A 22,262-nucleotide genomic window follows, 5' to 3' on the forward strand; every position below is an offset into this window, starting at 1 on the left:
ATGTTCCAAATCTGAAGCCTACGGGGCCAGCCTCGTTCAGGCTAAGTGAGAATGGGATCGCCAAAAATCAACTTATGTTCACCAGGCACGGCTTCAATTTTCGCTCGGCTCATCAGGCAAAATGCGGTGGAAAGCCCATCTGCGCGCGCTGCCGACTTGTCGACCACGCTTAGGCTTTGCCACATGCCGCCGGGTTGGCCGGTGTGCGGATCCAGAATATGCCCGGCTTGGCCGCCTTGATCGAACGCAGTTCCGCTGGGTGCGGATGTTGCGATGGCCGCATTTGACAGATTGAGCTGCTCATTTTTGTAGGCCAAGGAAACAGGCCAAGGCATACCATTTGGAGCAACGCCTTGGGCCGAGATTTCTCCGGTATTGACCAGCACATTTTTGACGCCCTCTTGCCGCAGCAAGTCGGCAACTTTGTCGGCAATATATCCCTGTGCGATACCATTAAAGGTCAATGCCATATCCGGTTTTGAAAACTCGACCTGAGATGGCGATGCGGAAACGCCCATCCACCCTGATCTGGCACGCGCGGTGGCGATCTCGTTTGGCGTCGGCTGTTCACCCCTGGCATATTTTTGAGCATGCAGCGCCCAAAGTGGCTGCACCGACGGATCGAAAACGCCAGCCGTCTCGCGGTAAATACGATCACTAATATTGATCAGTTCGAGCAATTCGACGGCGGGATCCGCCAACACCCCGTCTCGGTTTAATCGCGCCAATTGGCTATCTGGCAGATAGAGTGAAAACACCTTTTCCAACCGCGCAATTTCCAGCAGCGCCTTTTGGGTGAGTGCTTTTGCGTCGTCATGGTCGAGAATAATGTTGGCATTGGCCCCAAGTGCAACACCACTCCATTTATAGGTTGAGGCGCGAGCACCCTGCCCGATTAGCGGCAATGCGGCAGCTCCCGCCAAAATAGAAATCATCCGGCGTCGAGTGATCATTGGCTAACCTCTTCGTTTGTCTCGTCATGATCTACAGGGGCGAGCACGTGGTCTTGTGTTATGTCTTGCAAATGGCGTACTTCCCCACCGCGCAAATTGGCGAAGGCAAGCGCCGCGTCCTCCTCAGCAAAGGGCACAAGTTCTGGTGCGCCCATGCCCCCGAGGGCGTCAGACCCCACCACATAGAAGGCTTCGTCCGCGCGAATCCAATTGTCTTCACCTGGTTCGGACCAATTTTTGGCTTTGCCCATATCGTTCACATACATCACCACAATTTCCGCTGATTGCTCGGGTGACTTTACATAGGCGAGACCGTCGCGCACTTGCGAGAACCACAAGGGGTTCTCCATGCCCGCCAGGTACATTTGGGCCTTTGGCCCTTCGTGATCCAAAATAATCATTTGGCAATAATGCCCCGCCGCTTCTGCTGTCAAAGCGATGGGTTCAGGGGTTGGCGTCACGGCAGCTTCACTTGCGCAACCCGCCAGCACAAGCGCTGCGCTGGCAATAATGATTAGTTTTTTCGCGTGGATCATGGCTCGACCTTTCTGAAGGCTAGAAGCGCAAACAAGAGGGCCGCAATTGGCCACACCAGTAAAGATGCAAGTTGGCCGCCCAGCCCTGTCGCACTACTTGCTGCGCCCAGGCCGGAGGACAACATGTTGACGGATTGATCAGGCATGTTCAGCAGCCGAAATGCATCGGCTGGATTGGCCACCAAGGCGTAAGGGAAAATGGTTTTGGTAAAGGTGCCGCCTGCATCAGCGACCAACGCGCCGAGCAAGCCCAGATCATAAAGCACCACAGCGATCAACCATAAGGCGATGGCGACGCCGGACGCAGCCCCGGTTTGTTTGACAAGCGCTGAAATGGTGTAGCCGAGGCCCAGAAAAGTGGCCCCCAGAGCCAATGAGGTGAAATAGAGCACGATCAGAGCGCGCCACTCGGTGGCAGCAACTTCGTGACGAAAGGCGATGATTGCGGCGGTGATGCTAAGGCCGATGGCCACAGCCACGCCGAGCACCAGTAGGTGTGCGAAAAACTTGCCCAACAAGATTTCTGCCCGCGATAATGGATAGGACAGGCTAAGGGTCAATGTGCCGCGTTCTGCTTCGCCGGATATGGCATCAAACGACAAAAGCAGCCCGATCAGTGGCATCAAATAAACGGACAGCGTTGTAATGGAGGTGATGGACACAGTCATCGGCCCAGCGCCCAACACGCCTGTGGGCGCGTTGCCAGCTATGGTCAGCACCACATTGAAGGTGGCCATCAAAACAATAGCCGTGGCGACCCAAAGGTTGCGGCGTGCAATCAGCAATTCTAAACGTGCAATCGACAAGATTGATGTCATGATGATTTCTCCTCAATTCGAGAGAAATGTCGATAAAGCTCTTCCAGACTGGCGGGCGTCACATCGACATCTTTGACCACTGGCCCCAACGCGGTGATGGCAGACAAAACGCCGATTTTCTCGTCGGGGCGGCACATCAACTCCACGGACTGGCAATTGACGCGCGTGCCGCCGAGCTTATCGCTGACGCTTTCAATTGTGTCGGTGGACGCAGTGACTTTAAACCTGATCGGCAGGCTGGCGCGCTCGCGCAATTGTTGCAAACTATCATTGGCGACCAACTGGCCTTGCGACAGGATTGCGATGCGGTCCGTGCGCAATTCCAATTCAGTAAGTGCGTGAGACGACAGCATAACCGCTGACCCATTGTGCGCCATCTCTTCGACAATATCATAGAATTCATGGCGGCTGACCGGATCTAAACCACTGGTTGGTTCATCCAAAATCGCCAATTTCGGCTGGCCCAGCACAACTTGTGCCAAACCAATGCGCTGCCGCATACCTTTTGAGTACGTGCTGATCCGACGATCCGCTGCGTGCCCCAGACCAACGCGATCCAGCAAATCATCCGCTTGCTTCAATGGCACTGATTTTAATCGCGCGAAATGGTGCAGCTGCTCGCGCCCTGTTAAGGCGCCATGAAAGGCAACACTTTCCGGCAGATATCCGGTTTGCCGACGGGCTGCAGCCGAACCGGGATGATTGCCAAGCACATCAATCGTGCCTTGGCTGATCGGCATCAGGCCCAGCACCATTTTGATGATGGTGGTTTTGCCCGCCCCATTGTGGCCAAGCAACGCAACACGTTCCCCCGCTTCAACGGTAAGCGAAACGTCTGAAACGGTTTCCAGATCTCCGTGACGTTTGACAACATGTTGGATATTGAGAGCAGTCATTTAAAATTCCTCCCATTCAGGGATTTCAGGCTGGACCGGTTGCATGAGCGGATGACGATCCACTACGCCCCCGGGCAGCAGAGCGGGAAAAGCGGATTGGGACCACCGGATCAATTGAACAGCGGGCGAGCCCAACAGCGATTTTGCCATAGGCTGCGTCCATAAAACGTGGTCCATAATATCGTTTGGGCGGTAGGCCGCGTCGGCAATGCCGTTGCCGTCCAGATCGTAGGCGGCGTGATCAGACCAATAATTACCCTTGCCGTCGACGCTCCAATCGAGCCATTTTGATCCGACATATTTCACCTGAGTTCGATTGCCGACAAAGGCATTTTCAACAATGCTATTGCGCTCGGACCCGGCGGTGAAATGCACGCCGATCTGGCATTGTGAAAACAGATTGCCGCGAAAACTGTTCTTGTGGGCATTATAGATGAACACACATTTTTCGCCGCCCTGCTCGATGCGGTTGGTGAGGATGGTGCTTTTGTTGGTGTAATTGAGCATGATGCCGTGATCGCGGTCATTGCGCGACAGGTTCCCCTCAATCACCACATCATCAGAATACATAATTGCATAGCCAAGGTGATTGCCGAGGGAGATATTGTTGCGCACGACAGATTTGTTCGCGTGCATATAGTGGATGGCAAACCGCAGATCGCGCATGCGATTGCCAATGAATTCGTTCTGTTTTGAGGTGTTGACGAAAATGCCGTCGCGGCCATAGCGAATATCGTTGCCCACGACCTTCGAGCCCGGTGCGTTCCAGACATAAACACCATTGCCCCGCTCATTCATGCGGTGGTCGAGCCGGCCCTCAATCTTGTTCGCCCGCACCATAGCATCCTTGGTGCCGTGAACATCGATGCCGACGAGGTTGCCGAGCAGCACATTGTTTTCGATGAGCGCTCGATCTGCACTTTGGGCCGTGACGATACCAGAATCCCGATTTTGGCCATCGGAACCAGAGCCCGTGACCTTGATGCCGCGCACGGTAACGTCTGTGGCGTTGACGACAATCACCGAACCGGTTTCGTTGCCTTTGATGTGGGCTTTCCCTTGCCCATCCAGAACCAAAGGCACGTCAATCTGAATCGGCCCTGCATAGGTGCCTGGCGCGAGGCGGACATAATCGCCCGCCTCCGCTTTTTCGAGGATGACGGACAATGCCTCACCTTCAGGCGTCACTTGCCAATCGCGGGCCATGGCGGTGGCCACGTTCAATAGCAATAGTAGACAAGCAAGAAGGCGAAGCATCATGTCCGACAATCCTTATTTGGGCTCAACAAACATACGGCCGCGCATTTCCATGTGCAGCGCGTGGCAGAACCATTGGCAATAGAACCAATGCACACCTGGACGCCCTGCAATGAATGTAACAGACGCTGTAGCTTGTGGAGCAACTTCCATCGCCACATTGTGGTTAGACAGGCAGAAGCCGTGGGTCAAATCATCAATCTCATCGAGGTTGGTGACATACACAGTGACTTCATCACCCTGTTTGACGGTGAAGCTCTCCAATGAGAAGGCCGGGGCCACGGAGAACATGTAGACGCGAACCTTGTTGCCGTCGCGAATAACGGTGTCGTGACCATCTTCCAACACCACGCCATCGGCCGCAGCTTGCGCTTTGGCATCATCGAACATTGGATCATTGCGATCCCAAACAGCGTTTGGATTCACTTTTGACCGGTGCACAATGATACAGTCGTGTGGCTCTGCGAAAGTTGGGCCATCGTGAACGACCTTCATCTCATCAGAGCTGATGTCAATCAGTTGCTCATTTTCAGGTTTCAGCGGACCAACGTTCAAGAAACGGTCTTTTGAGAACTTGTTCAAAGAGATGAGCCATTTGCCATCAGCTTCTGCTGTTTCACCCATGGATGTTGAGTTGTGTCCAGGCTGATAAGCCACATCAACTTTTGAGATGATTGGATCAACATCTTCACCCGCGTAAGCGCGCACAGCGTCTTCAATGTTCCATTTGACCACTTGGCTGTCCAAGAACAATGTTGTGAAGGCGTTGCCTTTGCCATCAAACGCTGTGTGAAGAGGGCCAAGACCCAATTGTGGTTCTGCAACAATGCATGAACGTGGATCGATATCTTCTTCAAACAATGCGTCCAATTTGGTCACATCGATCACAGATACAGTTGGTGACAATTTGCCAGCAACACAAACGTGACGTTTGTCAGGTGCAGTGTTGATGCCGTGTGGGCTGTTTGGAATTGGAATATAGCGTGTGTATTTCTTATTGGAGCCTTTACGACCATCAATAATAGGCACGCCATTCAACACTTCCACATCACCATTGGCGACGCCTTTTTCGATTTCCTTGATGTTGAACACAACAACATGGTCCATCTCGCTCTCAGTCATTTCGGCAAGGTTCATGCCCATTTCTGAGTTGTAAGATGTTGAGAAGGCATATTTGCCTTGATAGTCACAGTCGGTGTTATCAAGGTTGCCGGAAACCATCACCTGCCAAGACACCTTCATTTCGTCGCCATCGATGGCTGAGAAGATGTTTGTGTAGGTGGAAACGTCATGCATTGTAGAGCCGTCATTCACCAAAGGTGCTTCATGCTCTGAGTTGGCAAACACATAGCCAGTACGTGGGTATTTTTGAGGGCGCATGCCGTGAATGTCATGTGCGTTCGGGATCTCAATGATCTTGTCACACTTCATCACGTCAACGCGCACACGAGCAACCCGTGTGTTGGCTTTGTCGTTCATGAAAATGTAGCGACCGTCATAGGTGCCGTCAGTGAAAGACATATGAGGGTGGTGAAGGTCACCATTGTCATATGTTTTCATGCCGGAATCGGCCAAGAATTGTTTGGTTTCGTCGGTCAAACCTTCAGTCAAAATTTTCAATGACTCGTTGGTTTGGCCCCAACCGGTTGCGGAACAGCGATTGAATACGGGTACCCGCATCAATTCACGCATGGAAGGCATGCCCATAATGCGCAATTCGCCTGTTTGGCCGGAAGACCAAAAGCCGTAATATTCGTCCAGCTCACCCGGAGCCAGCGTATGGTCATTTTCCGCTGCTGCCGCAGGTGTTGCCATAAGTGCGGCACCACCAGTGGTTGCCAAAGCGCCAGCTAAAAACGCGCCGGCACCTGTGCCTGTGAGAAGTTCCCGACGGGAAATCCCAGCTGATTTTACTTTATTGTCAGACATGTTAGCTCTCCTTTTTGCTAATGCCTTGCGGTGGATTTTTTTTACTCAGCAGGGCTTCCATTGCCGCCTTTGATGCCGTGTCATTTGCTGAGCGACGCTCGCGTCCTTTTCGTTGTTTGATGCAGACGGGACATTTCTGGTCGTCCTGATAGAGCACTTGGCAGTGCAAGCAGGACAGACATTCATTCGGGTTGATTTCCCCAGTTGGGTGGATCGCTTGCACAAAACATTCGTTTGCACAGGTTTGGCAGGGGTTGCCGCATTCTTTGTAGCGCTTGAGCCAATCAAACATCCGGATACGGCCTGGAATGGCCAGTGCCGCGCCCAACGGGCAGAGATAGCGGCAATAAAAACGCTCAATGAACAGGCCAGCGCCCAACAGCACCGTGGCGAACACCACGAATGGCCATGCGCGATCAAACTTCAAAATGATTGCTGTTTTGAAGGGTTCGATTTCGGCATATTGCTCCGCCATCGGAATGGAGACGAGCGACAAACCGAATAGACCTAGAAAGATCATATATTTCAGCGGCCAAAGCCGCTCATGTAGGCCCCAGGGCAGTTCCCACTGAGGTACTTTGAAAAAGCGCGCGATCTGGTTGGTGATTTCTTGCAAGGCGCCGAAGGGGCATAGCCATCCGCAAAATGCGCCGCGTCCCCAAAACAGCAGTGCGGCCGCAACTGAGAACCACAGAATAAACACAAGCGGGTCGAGCAAAAATGCATCCCAACTGAAGCCGCTTTGCAAACTTGCACCCAAGGCCATCAGGTTGACGATGGAAAGCTGCGCGTTTTGTCCCCAGCCCAAAAACACCAGCGTGACCACCAGAAAACTCATGCGGAACCAGTAGAAGAACCGCGCATTCCGGGTGAATTGTTTTTGGAAGAAGAAGGTTGCTGTGAGCACCGCCAACATGACGCCAAGCACGGTGATTTCAAATTGCTTGTCGCGCCAGATTCGTTGCCACAATGCGGCGCGGGCAGCATCATCATCGTTGGTGTCAACCGCTGAGGCGACTGGTGCAACTTTAGGCAAAGGCTTCAAATATTGCTCTGGCAATTTATAGCCGAGATCGAAGGTCAAAAAGGTCTTTTCAACCGGGCCGACTTCGCGGTGGGCCAGCAATTGCAACCGCCACGGTTTGGCGGGATCAAACTCGGCGTTTGCCGGAATTCTAAAAATATCCAACTCCGTAAAGCTGGGCGCACCATCCGCTGCGATTTCGCCGAGCCGACGATGGTTTTTATCGTGAAAGCGGACGGAAATGTCGCCCTGAATGAGCTGGATACGGTCAAAAATGCCGCCGCGCACGTAACCAGAGCCTTTAAAGGAATAAAGGCCACGTCCCGCGATCAGAATTGCATGTTCACCTTCATCCAGCCAGGATTGCAAATTGCCATATTCGGCCTCGCCCAAAAGGCTGAGGCCAATGCTGGGGGCAGACACCAAAGCGGCGTGCATATCGATGAACGTGGTTTCGGGGTCTTTTTCGATGGGCCGCTCAATCGCGCGTGGATCGCCCGCCTGCACGAAGGCCTCATTGATTTGACCAACATCCAAGGTCAGGCGACGGATGGAGCCATCGCCGGACATGGTTTGCCAGTCAGACACAAGACTTTCATCGTCATTCAACTCGCGCTGCGGGCTATTGTCCTTCGCTTCAGTGGACAGACCACCCAAGCCCAATGCGCGTGCCACCTTAATGGCCGAACGCACAATTGAGTCGTCGATGATCATGATGGTCACCGTCGCGCCAGAAATGATGTCGAGCTCGTGGGCTGATCCCCCTTGAGCCGCTTCCTGAACGACATCAAGGCCTTTGTAACTTGCAGTGAGCTTTTTGATTTTGCTGTCTGGAATGCCGATCAAAACGATTGGTTCAGAGTGTTCAACCAACTCAGCGCCGAGCAATTTACCCTCAAGGTCGATGGCGGCCATAACGTGAATGGGTTTGCCGGAATAGCCAGTGGTGCCGACGAAATCTGAAGTGACGAAGGCATAGCCAATCAGGTCTTGGTCCTGATAGATCGGCGCGACGGGCAGGTCTTGCTGAATGTCGCCATATCCGGACGCATCAGGCGCAAAAAGCTGAACGTCAGTCTTGGACAGGAATTTTTCAAGGACGGGGCGGTTGGTCTGCGCTGAAGCTGTAGAAACGCTTAGGATAAGACCCAACGCTAACGTTGATAGCAGGAATAAAAGGCGGGAAAGAATATTTGATTTGCTCATGAGAAAACTCGTGCATCACAAGTACTGGCGGGCGGTCCTCGCAGCATTTGATTGTGGATTGGCGCTGGTGTTTTGATGGTTTGGAATCGAAACGGGGCGGAAGAGTTGGCAGCAACAGTTAGAAAATGCATTGCGCCTTCAGGCGGGAAGCCGCCAAATTGCTCGGAGTCGGCAAGGCAAATTGCGCAACTGGCGCAGTCGGGACATGGGGTGTCCTGGTCACCATCGACCGCAACGACAAGTGCAGACTGTGAATCACAAATAACCGCTAGCAAGGGAGCTGCCTGCGCCGCAAAGGGTTGGGCCAACAAGAACACTACCGCACATGCCAGCAAAAAATCTGCACATAGCGCGTACAACGCCTTGCACAATGTCTTCCAGCTGGTTTTTGGGCGTGAAGCGTACATGGACAACCTTTTTTAGTTACAGTTGTCAAATACGCCTTGGTGGGGCGTTGGTCTTTGCGCTAGATCAAGTAAGGCGACAGATTTGTGGATTAGCGATCGTGCCTGTCACATTTCGGGACACGCGAAAACGGAAAGTTGCACTGGGACGTTGGCCAGGTTTAAACGGTTTTACGCGCCTCTTGCGACACCACGCGCAGATAGTTCAGGCAAGCAATTACTTCCCTGCCTTGGAAAGGCTTGGTGAGATAGACATCTGCGCCTAAGGACTTGCCGTAGCTAACATCGGACGCGTTGGCGCGTGAGGTCAGCATCATCGTTGGAATATCAGCAGTTTGTGGTGACGCATTCAGATGCCATAGAAACTGATAACCATCAATGCGCGGCATCATGGCATCAACCACGATGAGATCAGGCGTTGTTGTTTTCAGCAGATTCAGGCCAGCTTCGCCATCGGCACAGCTTAGAACGCGAAAGCCCTCTTCCTGCAGAAGCGGCGTGAGAAAGTCGATAATCTGGTCATCATCGTCGATCAATAAAACTGTTTCCATCTGAAATCTCGTCGGGTTTTTGCACTCAATACTCACTGATCATAATCTCAGCTTAAAAACATATTGTTACAAACCCATTGTTCATAAAATTAAAGTAAATAGGATATTATACTAACTAGGTATAATTTAATCTTAAATATAATTGTATCTACTCATGTTAACCTGAATGAAATCATTTCTGAGCCCAATAGTATAATGCGGCTCGCTTTTTATGTGCGCCCAGTTATGTCTTTTTGAAATGGTCGGCGCATATGAATATGATTTCGAACCGGAAAAAAACGCTTTTTGGTGCCATCCTGATGGCATTGGGCGTGGTCGCAAGTCTCTATCTTACCGCACATTACGAAAATATACCCCTTATCTGGATACCTACAGGCATCGCCACGTGGATGTTTCTAACGTGCCAAAAACGATGTGCGATTGCCCTCTTGATCGGCATGCTGGTCGGCACATCTGGGTATTTTTTATTGCTTGATTGGATTGGCGGCCCAAACCTCAAGCCGGCCATTGTGCTGCTGATTGCGGCAAGTTCCATGGCCTTTGCCGCAATCGTTTCTAATGTCATACAACGCTATTTTATGGTCAAAACCGGTGGCATATTTGCCACCCACAAAGTCCAGCCTGTCATAATTGCTGTGGTTGGGTGCATCGCACTTTCCCTTGCCATTGCGTGGATCATTGTCAGTTTTTTGGGTGGCACATCAGATTCCATTCTATTAGCAACGCTAAAAATCTTTGCCAGCAACACCTTGGGCATCATCGCTCTCTTCCCACTCATTATCGGAAAGGTTCAGCTGGAATTTTTCCGGGAAACAAATCGAACGCGCAATCGACGCGAATATTTGGCCATCGCCGTTTTGGTGTTCGCGATTTTTGCAGCCACGGTTTTTGCATGGCATGCCACAAGCACCAGCCAGTTTGAAAAGAACACCGCTCGTTTTGATGCCCTCACTGAAGAAAGTGAAAAGGCGCTCAAGAACCGCCTATTGTCGTATGAAGACGCCATTCTTGGTGGAGCCGGCCTTTTTTATGCGTCTGAGGAGGTCAATCGTGCCGAATGGCGCCAATATGTAAGTGCGTTGGATGTCGTCAACCGCTATCCCGGCATCAACGGCATTGGCTATATTGGGCGCGTTGATGTTGACGATTTGGAGCGCTATATCGCGAACGAGCGCTCGTCCGGCATGCCCGACTTCAGGTCTCATCCGGAAGTGGATCACGACACCCACTATGTGATCACATTCATCGAACCCGTGGAAATCAACGGCCCAGCTGTTGGCCTTAATATCGCATTTGAAACCAACCGCCGAACGGCGGCTGATCTGGCAGCAACAACCGGAAAGTCTGCCATTACACAGCGCATTCTACTGGTGCAGGATGCAGCGAAAACCCCGGGCTTCTTGTTGCTCTACCCGATTTATTCAACCGGTGTATTTGATGAGCTGACCAACCCGGAAACCGACTTGCAGGGCTGGGTCTATGCGCCTTTCATCGGCAAAAATCTGCTTGGTGATTTGACTGCCAGTCAAGGTCAGCAATTCAATGTCAGCATTTACGATGGGGCCACCACAAATAAGAACCAATTGATCTATGCTGAAAGTGAGACACAGGACGCAAAAGCGGCCGAGCCACCGCACTTTAAAAAAGTGCGGACCTTTAACGTCATGCAGCAGGATTGGACGATCGAGTGGACCAGCACAAAATCGTTTGAAGCCTCCACGATCGATTTTCAGGCAGAACTGATCCTGATTACCGGCATTGTGATTGGTGGCCTGTTGGGGCTTATGCTCGTCTCCATTGCGCATCGTGCCGCCAGCATTCAAACCGAAGTTGATCGCAAAACCAGAGAAATCAACAAGGCACGCGGGGGACTACAAGCGGTGCTGGACACGGTTGTGGATGGGATCGTTGAGATTTCAGCCGGTGGTCGCATTCTGGCGTTTAATCCATCTGCAGAGCACATATTTGGCTACGCCGCTGCCGATGTCATTGGCAAACCTTTTCACACGCTTTTGCTCAAACGTGACCACAGCAAAATGAAAGCCTATCTTGAAGGCGAAAGCCGTTGGTTGGAAGAAAATGGCATGGCCAATGGCATCACCATTACCGGCGTCCGTAAAGACAAAAGCACCTTCCCGATGGAGCTGGGCGCAAGCGCGTTCGATTTGGATGATGTGCGCCGTTATGTGGCAAGTGTGCGTGACATCACAGAGCAAGTTGAGGCGCAGCGCGCATTGGAGCTGAGCGAAAGAACGTTCCGACAAACCCTGGAAAATGCGCCCATTGCAGCCCTGTCGATCTCGCCGCAACGCGAGCTGATTCATATGAACAAGACCGCCAACGACATGCTCGAATATTCGATGGAAGAGCTGCAAGACCCTTCGATACTTTTGGCTCACCCCGACGATATGGATGTTGATGCCGAACAATTATTGTCCCTGGCGAATGGGTCCGCACAGAATTTTGTTGTTGAGAAGCGATTGATCACAAAGTCTGGCCAGACCATATGGGTCGAACAACATGTCTCCCCGGTTTACAATGCGGACGGGTCCATCAAATATTTCATCAAACAGATGATCAATTTGACTGAACGCAAAAAGACTGAGCGCATCAAGAACGAGTTCATTGCCACGGTCAGCCACGAACTGCGCACCCCAATCACTTCAATTTCTGGCTCACTATCGCTAATTTTAGGGGCATTTAAGGAAGAAATATCTCCCAAGGTGCACGGCCTTCTCACCATCGCACAGCGCAACAGCACACGGCTGATTGCCCTTGTGAACGACATCTTGGATATGGAGAAACTGGGCAATGGCGGCATGCATTATGAAATCGCAAATGTGCAACTGAATGAACTTTTGCCGCAAATCGTTGAAGACAACAGATCCTATGCCGCAACGTTCGAGGCAGATCTGAAGCTTGAGGCTGTCGATTCTGGACTATACATCAATGTCGACAAATGGCGCTTCAACCAGGTGCTGTCCAACTTTATTTCCAATGCCATTAAGTTTTCGCCCGCTGGCGGCACGGTTAAAGTGCGTGCGGACCAAAATGGTGATTATGCAAGGATCAGCGTTAGCGACAATGGTATTGGCATTTCCGATGAATTTCGGAACCGAATTTTTACCAAATTCGCGCAAGCTGACTCTTCGACAACCAGAGAGAAAAGCGGGACAGGTCTTGGACTGATGATCTCCAAGCAGTTGGTTGAACAAATGGACGGCAGGATTGGTTATACATCCGAACCGAATGTGGAAACTGTTTTCTGGGTCGAGTTCAAACTGGCAGCCCATGAAAATGAAGATGGAGAATCCATCCGTAAGGCTGGTTAGATCAAAATGATGAATGCAGCTCAACAAAGCGTAGGCCCAAAAGGGCATATCTTATGTGTTGACGATGAACACGATATTTTGAGCATTGCGCAAACCTCGCTCGAAGCGATTGGTGGCTTTGAGGTAACGGTTTGCAATAGCGGTCCGGAAGCACTGGATGTATTGCGCAACTTCCAGCCTGATTTGGTGTTGTTGGACGTCATGATGCCCAATATGGGCGGCCCTGCGACATTGAAGGCCATCAAGGAGTTGCCGAATTGTACTGACTTGCCCATCGTGTTCATGACCGCGCGGGTTCAACCCTCCGAAGTTGAAGCCTACCTGGCCATGGGGGCAAAACAAGTCATCTCCAAACCATTTGATCCGATGACATTATCTGATCAGGTCCAAGGCATTCTTGATCTTCAATTGCAGCACAAGAAAACCGAATAGGTGGTGACATATGCAGCGTGAGGGTGGAAATTTTGCTGACGCGATGCACGCGCTGCGACGTACATATATTCAGGATTTGTGGGAACGTGAGGAAATCGTTCTTGATGTTCTGACCAAACTTGAGGCCAACGATCTTAACGACGATGACCTCAAGGATTTGGAAGAGGTTGCACACAAGTTTGTTGGCACCGGTCGCACCTATCAATTTCCCGCCATAAGCGAGACTGGATTGATTGTCGAAGACCTGGCTCGCGACCGGGTGGGCGCCAACGATCCGAATTTGCAGCCGGCCATCCTGGCGCTTTTGAATGCGTGCGCGGATGCACGCACAGAGTTCGAAGCGCTCGACATGGCGCAGCAGCCTGCAACCGAAGAACAGCCCATATCTGTTGAAACGCCCAAGCCCGCTGCGTTGGCGAATTTACCGGCCGTTCTAATCGTTGACGATGACGCGGACACGCGCAGTTTGCTCGGGCAATTTATGTCCGACTATGCAGAATGTACGATGGCCGAGAATTCAGATCAGGCCGAAGAGTTTATGGCGAAGATACCTTTTGATCTGGTGCTTCTGGATAACAAAATGCCAGGTGGAAAAACCGGACTTGAATTGCTTAAACACATCAAGGCGGATGCTACCCTGCGCCATATGGACGTTGTGATGATTACCGCCAGTGGTGAACCGCAGATGGTATTGGATTCACTGACCGCGGGGGCTTCAAATTATGTTCTTAAGCCCTTTAAAGCAGAAGCGGTGGCGCAAAAGCTTAAGACAAGATTGGCCCATTTGAAACAAACCATATTGTTGGTGGATGATGATCAGGCTGTGCAGAATTTGCTTCAAGCCAAATTCCGCACGCTTGGCGTGAAATGCATCGGCTATGACGATGGCCTGCAGGCTCTCCAAGATATGGAGGACATCAAGCCTGACCTTGTTATTCTTGATCGCATTTTGCCGGGTCTTGAGGGCATGGCCCTGCTGCACAATATGCGTCAAAATACGTCGCTCAAGGATATACCAGTGGTGATTTTGAGCGCGAAACGAGACAATAAAGACATTATGGCTGGCTTGCAGCTCGGGGCATCAGACTATGTGGTCAAGCCCTTTAGCCTGGATGAGCTGGTGCTCAGGTGCCAACGCTTGTTGGAACGGGCGGCAGTTGAAGGCAAACCAATGGGCGCTCACGCGTACGGTGCATAAAGCGCAAACAGCTTTTCAGGTTAAGGGCGTGAAGAGCAAAGCGGGGATATTCTGAGAGAACAAATCTTAGTGTCGATTTGGGTGCTGAGCGGCATCTTGGCCTTGGCGGCAATTTCTATTCTGCTTTTACTTGTCCTACGGCGCATCTTTTTACCGCGGTGGGGGCAGAAGTTCAAAGATCGACGACACGAAATCGAGCAATATTTGGTGCTCGCGGTGAGTAGCCCAGTGGATCTGAGCGGCACAACAAAGCCAGACATTTCCCCGCGCGAATTTCCTTTGGTATTGGCAGCCGCATTGGATTTGGTGAGATCCGTTACCGGACAGGACGCAAAAAGGGTTGCGCAAATTGTTGATCATTGGCTTGGTCGTAACACGCTGCAGCGCATCGTGCGGGAGAGCGGACGGGGTCAGATCATTCAAGTCCTCACACTGCTTTCCAACCTTGATGACCCGGAAAGCAAAAGCACATTGTACGCCCACTTAGCGCATACTGACCCTTACGTGCAGCTGGCCGCTTTGCGCGGTTTGGCGCAACGGGCTGACGACGACGAGCTGCCCGAAATATTTGAACATATTCCGAAAATGGACCGCACAAACGCGGCCTTTATGGCGGACGTGCTCACACAATTTGGGCCACAATCAACCCCCTTTTTGGTGGCTTTGCTGGCGCAACAGGCCGAGGAGAGCTGGTGTGCGGCCATCATCATGGCGCTGGGCAATGTGGGGGATATGACCACGGCGCCCCACATCGTAGATTATGCCCAATCCCCATCTGTTCAGGTGCGCCGGGCTGTCGCGCGCGCATTGGGCGAGTTGCAGGCGACCGATGTGATCGACACGCTGCATTTACTGGCCCAAGATGAGCACGTGGATGTACGCAAAGACGCTATTGTTGCGCTGGGATCTGTTTACACGGACCAAACATATGCTGTTTTGCTTGAGGCCCTGGACGACACCGATTGGTGGGTCACCTATCACGCCGCCCAAGCCTTGCTAAAGATAGGGTCAAAGGGCGAAGCGCTTTTATTGGCCTACACCAACGCACAAGGTCCGCACGCGGCGCTGACCCAGCAAATCATGCTTGAGCAGGGTGGAACGCAATATGCTTGAGCAAATGGCCCAATCGCTCAGTGCATTTTTTCTCACCCATATTTTTTGGGTCTATGCGTTTTTGGGCGTCATTTTTGCTATTGGATTGCTGCAAAACTTGATCAGCGCCATCCAACTGCCGGCAGCCTATGCGGAGATGAAACGGCACTCGCAGGCACAAGACAGCGAAACCAATTGGCAATTGCTGATTTCAGAAGAAGTCATGCCCATGTCAATTTTAGTCCCCGCCTACAATGAAGAGCAAACCATTGTCGCCAACATTCGGTCGATGCTGTTTTTGCAGTTTCCGAATTTGGAAATTCTGGTCGCGAACGACGGTTCAAAAGATAACACATTGCAAGCGATGATTGACGCGTTTGGCCTTAAGCCCATGACGCGTGCCCATGAATTGACCCTACCCCACGCCAAGGTGCGCGGGGTTTATGGCTCACCCGCCTATCCGCAATTGGTGGTGATCGATAAGGAGAATGGAGGCTGCAAAGCCGATGCTGTCAATGCAGCGCTAAACTTCTCACGGCACCCACTTTATTGCGTTGTCGATGCAGACTCCCTGCTGGAGCCAGAATCGCTGCTGCGCTGCGTGCGTCCTTTTATGGAGGAGCCCGAACGCATGGTTGCGGTTGGTGGCACCATTCGTGTGCTCAATGGCTGTACGGTTAAAAATGGGCGCATCACCAAAATCGACTTGCCGACAAAGTTTGTCCCCTTAGTGCAAACGATGGAATATATCCGTGCGTTTCTCATGGCCCGTCTGGCATGGAGCCACTGGAATATGTTGTCGATCATTTCCGGCGCCTTTGGTATTTTCCGCCGTGATCTTTCAATGAAGGTTGGTGGGTGGTCGTCAGATACGATTGGTGAGGACTATGATTTCATTGTCAAATTGCACCGATATTTGGCGGAGCAAAAGATCGATTATAAGATGCGCTATGTGCCAGAGCCCGTATGCTGGACCGAAGCACCCGAGCAACTAAAGGTTTTGCGGACCCAGCGCACGCGATGGCAACGGGGCGCACTTGAGGTGGCGTCCAAAAACAAAGATATGATCTTGAACCCGAAATATGGACGTTTTGGCATGCTGGCCATGCCCAATAATATTTTGGTGGATGTGATCGGGCCGCTGGCAGAATTTATCGGCTATGTCGCCTTCCCGTTTTTGTTTTTCCTCGGGATTCTGGACCAAGCATTTCTGCTTGCATTTCTGGCGATCTTTTTCATTTTTGGCACTTTTATCAGTGTTAGTACCTTGATCTTGGAAGAGCTGGAGCTCGCCCGGTCCCCCAGAGCGCGCGACCTTTTGAAACTTGGTCTGGTGGCGCTAGTCGAGAATTTTGGCTATCGACAACTCAATAGTTGGTGGCGCATCGTTGGCTGGTGGCAATTTTTGCGCAAGGTCGAGGGTTGGGGCGACATGCCGCGCACTGGCGCAAACGACACCAAAGAATAGCGCAATTTCGCTTCCCCCAACCCACAAGATGCCAGCCTAAATCCGTGGCTAGGTAACCAGCCTTTGCAACAGCGAATCCGATGTGACCATGCCGACCGGCGCACCGTTTTTGGTGACCACAACGGATGCCTTGCTCGCGGTCAATTCGGCGGCGAATTCCATCACAGGTGTGTCTTCATCAACGTGTAAGTCGCCGCTGATGTCGGCATCGGTCATCACGTCTTTTGCCCGCAAAAAGGTGAGCGGGTTGGAGTGGGCGACAAATTCTTCCACATAGTCGCTGACCGGGTTGTTGGCGATGCCGTTCGGCGTATCGCATTGCACAATGCGGCCGCCTTCCATGATGGCGATGCGGTTGCCCAGCTTAAAGGCTTCGTCCAAATCGTGGCTCACGAAAATGATGGTGCGTTTCAGCCGTTTTTGCAGTTCCAAAAGCTCGTCCTGCAGTTTTGTGCGGATAAGCGGATCAAGCGCCGAGAACGGTTCGTCCATCAACAGGATAGGTGCTTTGGTCGCAAAAGCGCGGGCGAGGCCAACCCGCTGTTGCATACCGCCCGATAGTTCACTGACCTTATTATCTGCCCATTCGGACAAACCCACCAGTCCAAGTTGTTCGAGCACGACTTCACGACGCTTGGCTTTGGACATGCCGCCCAATTCCAGACCCAATCCCACATTTTCAGCGACACTACGCCAAGGCAGGAGGCCGAATTGCTGGAAGACCATCGCCACGCGTTCGCGGCGAATGCGGCGAAGATCTACCTGCGCCGCTTCGGTCACGTTCATCAGACCTTCGCCATTGCCCTCGTCTACATGCACAGCGCCGCGCACGACGGGGTTAAGGCCGTTGACTGCGCGTAAAAGCGTTGATTTTCCCGAGCCGGACAGCCCCATCAACACCAGAATTTCACCTTCGTTCACATCAACAGAGCAATCATGAACGCCCAGGACCTGATTGGTTTTTTCTTGAACCGTGGTGCGGTCTAGCCCTTCATCCATAAAGGGGAGCGCACTTTCCGGCGCATCACCGAAGACGATGGACACATTTTCGATTTTAACAGCTACACTCATTGTTCCGACCCTCTGTTCAGCATGCGATCCAGCAAGATAGCGACCACAACAATGACAATGCCGCTTTCAAAGCCTAGGGCTGTATTCACTTGGTTCAGGGCGCGCACGACTGGCACACCAAGTCCATCAGCACCCACGAGGGCGGCGATCACCACCATGGACAGTGCCAACATAATGGTTTGGTTCAACCCCGCCATAATCTGCGGAAGTGCATAAGGCAGTTCAGCTTTGATCAGCACATCGCGGTCTGTTCCACCAAATGCGCGCACGGCCTCCGTCAAGCGACTTGGCGTGGAGGAAATGCCCAACTGGGTCAGACGAATTGGCGCGGGGAGCACGAAGATTACTGTCGCAATCAAGCCGGGCACCATGCCGATGCCGAAAAACACAATCGCGGGAATGAGATAAACAAAGGTCGGCAGGGTCTGCATCAAATCAAGCACAGGGCGCATCATGGCGTAAAGGCGCGGTCTGTGGGCGGCGGCAATCCCAATTGGTACGCCAACCGACATGCACACAATACAGGCGGAAAGCACCAGCGTGAGGCTTTCAGTGGTTTCTTCCCAATAGCCCTGGTTGAAAATAAAAAGGAAACCGAGAGCCACGAGCAAACAGGTTTTCCAATTGCGTTGCATGAGCCAGGTGAACGCAACGAATGCAGCGATCACCAAGAGCGGATGTGGTGTCTGAAGAATCCAAAGAAACCCATCGATCATGGCTTCGAGTACAAGGGACAGCAGGTCAAGCGCGCCCTCCGCATGATCCCGAATCCATTCGAAAATCGCACTCGCGACTTTCCCCACTGGAATTTTGTAAGACGTCAGCCAATCCACGACCTGTTTCCCCCTTCGTCGTCTACATGCGAGACTTAATACGGCCCTGCACAAAGGCGCAGGGCCGCAATTTATAGCCTAAGATTAAAGGCCGAGTGCTGATTTCACAGCAGGCAACGCTTCGCCACCATCTTGCGTGGTGACACCAGCCAACCAGCCGTCGAGCACGGATGGGTTTGCAGCCAACCACGCTTTTGCGGCGTCGCTTGCTTCTTCACCATCATTGAGGATCGCGCCCATGATTTCGTTTTCCATTTCAAGGGAAAACTCTAGGTTTTGCAGCAGCTTGCCAACGTTCGGGCATTCTTCAACATAGCCGGCACGGGTGTTGGTATAAACCGTTGCGCCGCCGTAGTTTTCGCCGAACCAGTCATCGCCACCGGCAAGGTAGGTCAGCTCAAAATTGGCGTTCATAGGGTGTGGCGCCCAGCCAAGAAATACGATTGGTTCGTCTTTTTTGGTCAAGCGGGCTACTTGCGACAGCATCCCCTGTTCGGAGCTTTCTTTTACGTCAAAGTCTTTCAGACCAAACGCATTTTCCGCGATCATATCGAGGATCAAGCGGTTGCCGTCATTGCCCGGCTCAATGCCGTAAATGGTTTCATCAAGCGCATCGGCATGTTCAGCGATGGAGCCAAAATCTTTAATGCCAAGTTCTGCGCCAGCGGCGTTCGTGGCCAATGTGTATTTCGCGCCCTGCAAGTTGGCGCGTACAGTGTCCACAGTACCTTTTTCGCGATAAGGCGCGATGTCTGCTTCCATGGTGGGCATCCAGTTGCCCAAGAACACATCCACATCGCCTTCTTCAAGCGACACATAGGTCACAGGCACAGACAAAACACGTGTTGTGGTGTCATAGCCCATGGCTTCAAGCACGGTGGTTGTGGCCGCGGTGGTGGCGGTGATGTCAGTCCAGCCCACATCAGAGAAGGTGACTGTTTCGCAACTGTTGGCCAGCGCAGATGTTGCGCTCAGCGTGAGAATTGCAGCAGTAAGTGTACGCTTCATTGGGATCCCTCTTTTTTTCACATCATAAGTGCATGAGTTATTGATTGACGAGTCAATTAATAATATATTATGCGAGAAATGCAACCTTCAACTCTGGAATGACCTTTATGGCCCGCAAATCGGAAGCTGAACGCCGCCAGGAACTCATCGCCGCCACCATCAATGAAATCGGCTCCACTGGCACGTTGAATGTGACCACCAGTCAGATCGCGAAAAGTGCTGGCGTTTCGCCGGGGCTGGCCTTTCACTATTTCCAGGACAAGGAAGGATTGTTTCTGGCGGCCATGCGCTCAATCCTAAGTGAATATGGCAATGATGTGCGCCAAGCCCTCCGCGGGAAGAAGACCGCGGATGAGCGGTTGGAAGCCATCGCCGAAGCCAGCTTTGGCATGACCAGCTTTCGCCGAGAGGCCATTTCGGCTTGGGTGAATTTCTATGCCCTATCGCTGCGTTCTGAACCTGCCCGGCGGTTGCTTTATGTTTATCAACGCCGCTTGCACTCAAACCTTGTAGATGCCCTGCGCCCAAAGATTGGTGTGCGTGCGCCAGACGTCGCGCGGCGCATTGCGGGTTTGATTGACGGACTTTATTTGCGCTACGCGCTCGACACCAGATCCATCAATGTGATCGACGCCGAAACCCATCAGCTTGACGGCGCGGAGGGCTCGCAACATGTGATGCGCGCCATCGCAGCCGAATGTGCCGAAATTTCAGAAAATGACGTGATCTCGACCGAACAGGTCGACCCGGACCCAACAGCCATTCTCGTTGGCCCACAGGAGTAAATTGACCATGAGTTACCGCCCCCAAGCCAGTCACTTCATCAATGGCCAATATGTGGACGACTCAAACGGCGAACCGTTTGATGTAATCTATCCGCATACCGGCGAGGTGTTTGCCACGCTGCACATTGCGACCGCCGCCATTTTGGACGCGGCATTGGACAGCGCAAAGGCTGCGCAAAAAGAATGGGCGGCCTTGTCGGGCACTGAGCGTGGCCGCGTGTTGCGCCGGGCGGCGGATATTATGCGTGCGCGCAACCGTGAGCTTTCTGAAATCGAGACACTAGATACAGGCAAACCCCTGTCAGAGACGTTGATCGCAGACCCGGCTTCCGGCGCAGATGCGCTCGAATATTTCGGCGGGCTTGCCGGCACATTGACGGGCGAACACATCCCCGTTGCAGGCGGCGATTTTGTCTATACACGGCGTGAACCCTTGGGGGTTTGTGTGGGGATTGGTGCATGGAATTACCCGATCCAGATCGCCAGCTGGAAGGCGGCACCTGCCCTTGCTTGCGGCAATGCGATGGTGTTCAAACCATCAGAAATGACGCCCTTGACCGCGCTAAAACTTGCCGAAATTTTGCATGAGGCAGGAGCGCCAGCAGGGCTGTTTAATGTGGTGCAAGGCGCAGGCAGCGTCGGCCATTCGCTTATAACCGACCCGCGCGTTGACAAGGTATCGCTTACCGGCTCTGTGCCCACGGGACGTAAAGTCTATGCGGCGGCCGCTGATGGCATTCGTCATGTCACCATGGAATTGGGTGGCAAATCGCCCATTGTTGTGTTTGATGATGCGGATTTGGAAAACGCCGTTGCCGCCGCCATCAATGGCAATTTTTATTCAACGGGACAAATTTGTTCCAACGGCACACGGGTCTTCGTACAGGACGCGCTTTACGAGAAATTCATTGCCCGCGTTGCTGTGCGGATGGACAATGCAATTATTGGCGACCCCATGGATGAGACCACGACAATCGGCCCCATGGTATCTGCCCGCCAGCGCGACATTGTTGCAAACTATATCCGCATTGGTCAGGACGAAGGCGCCCGCCTGGTCAAAGGCGGCAAGGTGATCGACGGCGACGGGTTCTATATCGAACCCACCCTTTTTGCCGATGTGACCGACGAGATGACCATTGCCCGAGAAGAGATATTTGGTCCTGTGATGTCGGTGTTGCGCTTTAGCGATGAGCAAGAAGCAATCAACCGTGCAAACGCCACTGAATTTGGCCTTGCCGCAGGCGTTTTCACTTCAGATTTAACCCGTGCCCATCGCGTTGCGGCAGCGTTTGAGGCGGGTACATGTTATATCAACACCTATAATCTTACCCCCGTTGAAGCGCCGTTTGGGGGCATGAAAGCATCTGGCGTTGGCCGTGAGAACTCGAAAGCGGCGATTGAGCATTATAGCCAGATCAAAACCGTCTATGTCGGCATGAACGACGTCGAAGCCCCGTTTTAAGGAAATT

Annotated in this window: 18 protein-coding genes; 7 read left to right on the forward strand and 11 right to left on the reverse strand. The window is 52.4% G+C overall.

From position 1 onward, the window contains the following. Positions 1-41: 41 nt before the first annotated feature. The 8 genes from G549_RS0104665 to G549_RS19060 form a co-directional block, all read right to left on the reverse strand. Positions 42-953 (reverse strand): FAD:protein FMN transferase, encoded by a 912-nt coding sequence (locus tag G549_RS0104665; protein ID WP_027834048.1) that lies wholly within the window; start codon positions 951-953, stop codon positions 42-44. Continuing rightward, positions 950-1,489, reverse strand: coding sequence for a nitrous oxide reductase accessory protein NosL (locus G549_RS0104670; RefSeq protein ID WP_036220995.1), 540 nt, complete (start codon positions 1,487-1,489; stop codon positions 950-952). Before G549_RS0104670 ends, G549_RS0104665 begins: the two co-directional genes overlap by 4 nt. After that, positions 1,486-2,307 (reverse strand): ABC transporter permease, encoded by an 822-nt coding sequence (locus G549_RS0104675; RefSeq protein WP_027834050.1) that lies wholly within the window; start codon positions 2,305-2,307, stop codon positions 1,486-1,488. Before G549_RS0104675 ends, G549_RS0104670 begins: the two co-directional genes overlap by 4 nt. Continuing rightward, positions 2,304-3,203, reverse strand: coding sequence for an ABC transporter ATP-binding protein (locus G549_RS0104680; protein WP_027834051.1), 900 nt, complete (start codon positions 3,201-3,203; stop codon positions 2,304-2,306). The genes G549_RS0104675 and G549_RS0104680 overlap by 4 nt, the downstream gene beginning before the upstream one ends. Next, on the reverse strand, positions 3,204-4,463 hold the full coding sequence (locus G549_RS0104685) for a nitrous oxide reductase family maturation protein NosD (protein ID WP_210162394.1): 1,260 nt from the start codon (positions 4,461-4,463) through the stop codon (positions 3,204-3,206). 12 nt (positions 4,464-4,475) lie between these two features. After that, positions 4,476-6,389 carry a TAT-dependent nitrous-oxide reductase gene (nosZ, locus tag G549_RS0104690; RefSeq protein WP_027834053.1) on the reverse strand — a complete coding sequence of 638 codons (1,914 nt, stop codon included), beginning with the start codon at positions 6,387-6,389 and terminating at the stop codon, positions 4,476-4,478. Position 6,390: 1 nt separating this feature from the next. Further along, on the reverse strand, positions 6,391-8,619 hold the full coding sequence (locus G549_RS0104695) for a NosR/NirI family protein (RefSeq protein WP_036220998.1): 2,229 nt from the start codon (positions 8,617-8,619) through the stop codon (positions 6,391-6,393). 565 nt (positions 8,620-9,184) lie between these two features. Beyond that, positions 9,185-9,574 carry a response regulator gene (locus tag G549_RS19060; RefSeq protein ID WP_051213367.1) on the reverse strand — a complete coding sequence of 130 codons (390 nt, stop codon included), beginning with the start codon at positions 9,572-9,574 and terminating at the stop codon, positions 9,185-9,187. Between the two features lie 251 nt (positions 9,575-9,825). Between G549_RS19060 and G549_RS0104710 the strand changes: the two genes are divergently transcribed. The 5 genes from G549_RS0104710 to G549_RS0104730 all read left to right on the forward strand — a co-directional run bounded on the left by G549_RS0104710 (position 9,826) and on the right by G549_RS0104730 (position 17,096). Next, positions 9,826-12,906 carry a CHASE domain-containing protein gene (locus G549_RS0104710; RefSeq protein WP_027834056.1) on the forward strand — a complete coding sequence of 1,027 codons (3,081 nt, stop codon included), beginning with the start codon at positions 9,826-9,828 and terminating at the stop codon, positions 12,904-12,906. Positions 12,907-12,912: 6 nt separating this feature from the next. Beyond that, positions 12,913-13,338, forward strand: coding sequence for a response regulator (locus G549_RS0104715; protein ID WP_246778334.1), 426 nt, complete (start codon positions 12,913-12,915; stop codon positions 13,336-13,338). A gap of 10 nt (positions 13,339-13,348) precedes the next feature. Beyond that, positions 13,349-14,536 (forward strand): response regulator transcription factor, encoded by a 1,188-nt coding sequence (locus G549_RS21190; protein ID WP_051213369.1) that lies wholly within the window; start codon positions 13,349-13,351, stop codon positions 14,534-14,536. 69 nt (positions 14,537-14,605) lie between these two features. Beyond that, positions 14,606-15,649, forward strand: a complete 1,044-nt coding sequence (locus tag G549_RS21195) for a HEAT repeat domain-containing protein (protein WP_027834058.1) — start codon at positions 14,606-14,608, stop codon at positions 15,647-15,649. Next, positions 15,642-17,096 carry a glycosyltransferase family 2 protein gene (locus tag G549_RS0104730; RefSeq protein ID WP_027834059.1) on the forward strand — a complete coding sequence of 485 codons (1,455 nt, stop codon included), beginning with the start codon at positions 15,642-15,644 and terminating at the stop codon, positions 17,094-17,096. The genes G549_RS21195 and G549_RS0104730 overlap by 8 nt, the downstream gene beginning before the upstream one ends. 48 nt (positions 17,097-17,144) lie before the next feature. On the opposite strand, the gene choV is transcribed toward G549_RS0104730, so the two are convergent. The 3 genes from choV to choX all read right to left on the reverse strand — a co-directional run bounded on the left by choV (position 17,145) and on the right by choX (position 20,008). Continuing rightward, positions 17,145-18,167 (reverse strand): choline ABC transporter ATP-binding protein, encoded by a 1,023-nt coding sequence (choV, locus tag G549_RS0104735; protein WP_027834060.1) that lies wholly within the window; start codon positions 18,165-18,167, stop codon positions 17,145-17,147. After that, positions 18,164-19,000: a choline ABC transporter permease subunit gene (gene choW, locus G549_RS0104740; RefSeq protein WP_027834061.1), complete on the reverse strand. Its 837-nt coding sequence runs from the start codon at positions 18,998-19,000 to the stop codon at positions 18,164-18,166. Before choW ends, choV begins: the two co-directional genes overlap by 4 nt. Before the next feature lie 84 nt (positions 19,001-19,084). Beyond that, complete coding sequence (choX, locus tag G549_RS0104745; protein WP_027834062.1) at positions 19,085-20,008, reverse strand: choline ABC transporter substrate-binding protein; 924 nt, start codon at positions 20,006-20,008, stop codon at positions 19,085-19,087. Positions 20,009-20,106: 98 nt separating this feature from the next. On the opposite strand from choX, the gene betI reads away from it, so the two are divergent. Together betI and betB are read left to right on the forward strand one after the other, a co-directional pair. Continuing rightward, complete coding sequence (gene betI, locus G549_RS19075; RefSeq protein ID WP_051213371.1) at positions 20,107-20,793, forward strand: transcriptional regulator BetI; 687 nt, start codon at positions 20,107-20,109, stop codon at positions 20,791-20,793. A gap of 7 nt (positions 20,794-20,800) precedes the next feature. Continuing rightward, complete coding sequence (gene betB / locus G549_RS0104755; protein ID WP_027834063.1) at positions 20,801-22,255, forward strand: betaine-aldehyde dehydrogenase; 1,455 nt, start codon at positions 20,801-20,803, stop codon at positions 22,253-22,255. Positions 22,256-22,262: the final 7 nt, after the last annotated feature.

The organism is Maritalea myrionectae DSM 19524, from assembly GCF_000423365.1.
GTDB classification, from domain to species: Bacteria; Pseudomonadota; Alphaproteobacteria; order Rhizobiales; family Devosiaceae; genus Maritalea; species Maritalea myrionectae.